Origin of the sequence: Variovorax sp. JS1663 (assembly GCF_002157355.1) — a bacterium.
Classification (GTDB): domain Bacteria; phylum Pseudomonadota; class Gammaproteobacteria; order Burkholderiales; family Burkholderiaceae_C; genus Variovorax.
Genome location: NZ_LYMK01000105.1, coordinates 1 through 3559, shown reverse-complemented (window position 1 = coordinate 3559; position 3559 = coordinate 1). Strand labels below are relative to the sequence as shown.

The following is a 3559-nucleotide window of genomic DNA, read 5'->3' as shown; positions in this document are numbered from 1 at the left end:
GCCCCAGCGCGAACTTGATGCGCATGTCGATGATCGGAACGATGATCCCGCGCAGGTTCACCACCCCCTTGATGAATTCCGGCGCGTTCGCGATCCGCGTCACCGCGTCGTAGCCGCGCAGCTCCTGCACCTTCTGGATGTCGATGCCGTATTCCTCCTCGCCCAGCGTGAAGGTGACCACCTCCAGCCGGTTGCCGCCGGCAATTGCGGGTGCGTTGCCCTGCGGGCGAAGACTTGCGATTTCAGCCATGGTGGTGTTCCTCTTTCCTCAGGTGAATTTCTGCATGATGCGAACGAGCTTGTGCCCGTACTGCGGATCGGTGGCGTAGCCCGCCTTCTGCAAGCCGTGCGCGGCCTCGGCCGGGTCGTCGGTGGCGAGCACGTTGGCATAGCGCGGGTTGCGCGTGATGAACTTCGCGTAGTCGGTGAAGGCTTCCTCGTAGGAGCCGTAGGCCCGGAACTTCGCGCGCACCTTCTGCGGCTCGCCGTCCACGTATTCGGTGGTGGTGGTCTCGACCGTCGGGCCCTTCCAGCCGCGGTCGGCCTTGATGCCGAACAGGTTGTAGCTCTGGGTCCCGTCGTCGGCGCGGATCTCGCGCTTGCCCCAGCCGGATTCGAGCGCGGCCTGCGCCAGGATCAGGGGCGCAGGCACGCCGCTGGCATCGCTGGCGGCTTGCGCGGAGGCGCCCATGCGGCCGACGAAGGCGTCGACCTGGCCCTGCAGCGAGGCGACGGTGGCCGGCGGCCGTTCGGCGTTGCTTTGGTAGAGGCTGAGGTCCGCAGTGCGGCGCGCCGCCACAGCGGCGGTCGGCGTGGGCGCGGAGCCGATCGGGATGCCGGACTGCGGCTTGAGCGCGATGCCCGGCGGCGGTGCCAGCGACATGCCCGCAGCGCCCTCCTCGCCTTCCGGCGTGGCGGACGGCAGGCTGCGGCTGAGCTGCGCGAGCATCGCCTCGGCCAGTCCCACGCCGCGGCCGGACAGGTTCTGCGTGAGCTGCTGGTCGAACATCGACAGGTAGAGCTTCTCGTTCTGGCTGTCGAGCAGGCCGCTCTGGGGCACCGCCTGGCGCATGCTCTTGAGCACCATGTTCATGAACAGCGCCTCGAACTGGCGCGAGACCTGGCGCAGGCCTTCCTCGGGCGAGCCGCGCACGGTGCGCCGCAGCGCATCCACGCCCTGCACGTCCAGCGCGAAGCGCTGGTCGAGGGCGGCGCCGCGGTCGGTCGTACTGGTCATGCTTGATCTCCAGCGGCCGCACGCACCAGTGATTGCACATGCACCAAGCCGGCCGGCGAAGCCAGGCCCGTTCGGGAAACACCGCGGAACCGGCTTTGCCGGGCCGCTGGTGTTGCCCCCGGTGAGGGGGTTGGCGTAGCGACACGAAGTGCGCGAAGCCTGGGGGAGAGCGTCATATGATTTCCAGTTCGGCGCGCAGCGCGCCGGCGCTCTTCATCGCCTGCAGGATGGAGACCAGGTCCTGCGGATTGGCGCCCAGGCTGTTCAGGCCCTTGATCACGTCCGACAGCGAGGCGCCGCCGCGCACCATCTGCAGTGCGCCGCCGCCTTGCTGGACCGAGATCTGCGAAGTCTGCGTCGCCACGGTCGAGCCGCCCGAGAAGGCACCGGGCTGGCTGATCACCGGCTCGGTGTTGATCACCACGGACAGGTTGCCGTGCGCCACCGCGCAATCGTTGACGCGCACGGCCTGGTTCATCACCACCGAGCCGGTGCGCGCATTGATCACCACGCGGGCCGCCGCCTGCGTGGGCGTGACCTCGATGTTTTCGAGCCGGGCGAGGAAACCGACGCGCTCCTGCTGATCGGGCGCGCGCACGCGGACCATGCGCGCATCGGCCGCCTCGGCGGTGCCGGGGCCGAGCTGGCGGTTGATGGCCTCGACCACGCGCTGCGCGGTGCCGAAGTCGGAGCGGTTGAGCTCCAGCGAGAAGACGCCCTCGCCGCCCACCGGTGCCTCCACCGTGCGCTCCACCAGCGCGCCGCCCGGGATGCGGCCCGAACCCAACTGGTTGATCTGCACCTTGCTGCCGCTGGCCGAGGCGCCGGCGCCGCCGACAACCATGTTGCCCTGCGCGATCGCGTAGGTGGCGCCGTCCACGCCCTTGAGCGGCGTCATCAGCAGCGTGCCGCCGCGCAGGCTCTTGGCATTGCCCATGGAGGAGACGGTGACGTCGATGGTCTGGCCCGGCCGCGCGAAGGACGGCAGCGTGGCCGTGACCATCACCGCCGCCACGTTCTTGAGCTGCATGTTGACGCCGGCCGGAATGCTGATGCCCAGCTGCTGCAGCATGTTGTTCAGGCTCTGCGTGGTGAAGGGCGTCTGCATGGTCTGGTCGCCCGTGCCGTCCAGGCCGACCATCAGCCCGTAGCCGATCAGCGGGTTGTCGCGCACGCCCTGGATGCTGGCCAGTTCCTTGATGCGCTCGGCGTTTGCGGGACCCGCCAGCACACACAGCGCAGCAAGCCCACCCATCAAATATCGCGACAAACTCATAGACAAACTTTCTCTTTCAAGCGGCACCGGAACGGACCGCGTTCGGGAGACACCGCGGAGCCGGCTTTGCCGGGCCGCTGGTGTTGGCCCCGGTGAGGGGGTTGGCGAAGCGACACGAAGTGCGCGAAGACTGGGGGAGAGCCATCTAGAACGGCATGACGTTCAAAAAGAAGCGCTGCATCCAGCCCATGTGCTGCGCTTCGTCGATGTAGCCCTTGGCCGTGTATTCGATGCGCGCATCGGCCACCAGGGTCGAGGGCACGGTGTTGCTGCCCGAGACGGTGCGCGGGTTCACCACGCCCGAGAAGCGGATGAACTCGGTGCCCTGGTTGATGCCCATCTGCTTTTCGCCGGAGACCAGCAGGTTGCCGTTGGGCATCACGTCCACCACGGTGACGGTGATCACGCCGTTGAAGGTGTTGTTGGCGTTGGCGCCGCCCTTGGCCGCGAGGACGTTGTTGCCCGAGAGCTTGGCATCCTGGTCGTCGAGCAGGCCGCCCAGCAGCTTGGGGATGGTCGGGAAGGCCATCGCCATGCTGCCGGTGCGGCTGGCGTTGGCGCCGGAGTTCTTGCTGGCGTTGACCTTCTCGCTGATGACGATGGTCAGGATGTCGCCCACGTTGCGCGGCCGGCGGTCCTCGAACAGTGCGTTCGCGCCGGGGCCGTCGCGGAAGATGGCGCCCGTCGCGCGCGGCGCCGGCAGCGGCTGGTAGGGATTGGCGCGCGCCGTCATCGGCTGGTGCACGAGAGGCTCGCGCGGGATCTGCGCGCAGCCGGTGGTGATCAAGGCAGCGAGCGCGGCTGCACCGAGGCGATGAAGACGTGCGTGGAACATCAAAGCACCTGCGCGGTTGACTGCGGTCATTGCTCCCTCCCCCTCTGGGGGAGGGTGGGGGTGGGGGCACTTGTTCGCTTTGTTTTTGCCTTGCTGGTTGTTGTTGCGCCGGAGCCGGGAATTCGCCCCGGCGGGCGAGTTACTTTCTTTGTCTCGCCAAAGAAAGTAACCAAAGAAAGGCGACCCCACTGCGCGTGACCCGCAGCGAAGC

The 3559-nt window shown here is 67.9% G+C and carries 4 protein-coding genes; all 4 read right to left on the bottom strand.

Going from position 1 to position 3559, the window contains the following annotated elements:
• A partial coding sequence (locus tag A8M77_RS34725; RefSeq protein WP_192871724.1) for a chemotaxis protein CheW occupies positions 1-250 on the bottom strand: 250 nt, incomplete at its 3' end.
• An 18-nt stretch (positions 251-268) separates the two neighbouring features.
• Positions 269-1237 (bottom strand): flagellar assembly peptidoglycan hydrolase FlgJ, encoded by a 969-nt coding sequence (flgJ, locus tag A8M77_RS34720; protein ID WP_086926010.1) that lies wholly within the window; start codon positions 1235-1237, stop codon positions 269-271.
• Positions 1238-1409: 172 nt separating this feature from the next.
• Complete coding sequence (locus tag A8M77_RS34715; protein WP_086926009.1) at positions 1410-2513, bottom strand: flagellar basal body P-ring protein FlgI; 1104 nt, start codon at positions 2511-2513, stop codon at positions 1410-1412.
• Positions 2514-2658: 145 nt separating this feature from the next.
• Positions 2659-3348, bottom strand: a complete 690-nt coding sequence (locus A8M77_RS34710; protein WP_086926008.1) for a flagellar basal body L-ring protein FlgH — start codon at positions 3346-3348, stop codon at positions 2659-2661.
• Positions 3349-3559: the final 211 nt, after the last annotated feature.

Bases quoted from the DNA above. Each gene is read 5' to 3' on its own strand.
- flgJ (WP_086926010.1), bottom strand. From the start codon at position 1,237: ATGACCAGTACGACCGACCGCGGCGCCGCCCTCGACCAGCGCTTCGCG.
- A8M77_RS34715 (WP_086926009.1), bottom strand. From the start codon at position 2,513: ATGAGTTTGTCGCGATATTTGATGGGTGGGCTTGCTGCGCTGTGTGTG.
- A8M77_RS34710 (WP_086926008.1), bottom strand. From the start codon at position 3,348: ATGTTCCACGCACGTCTTCATCGCCTCGGTGCAGCCGCGCTCGCTGCC.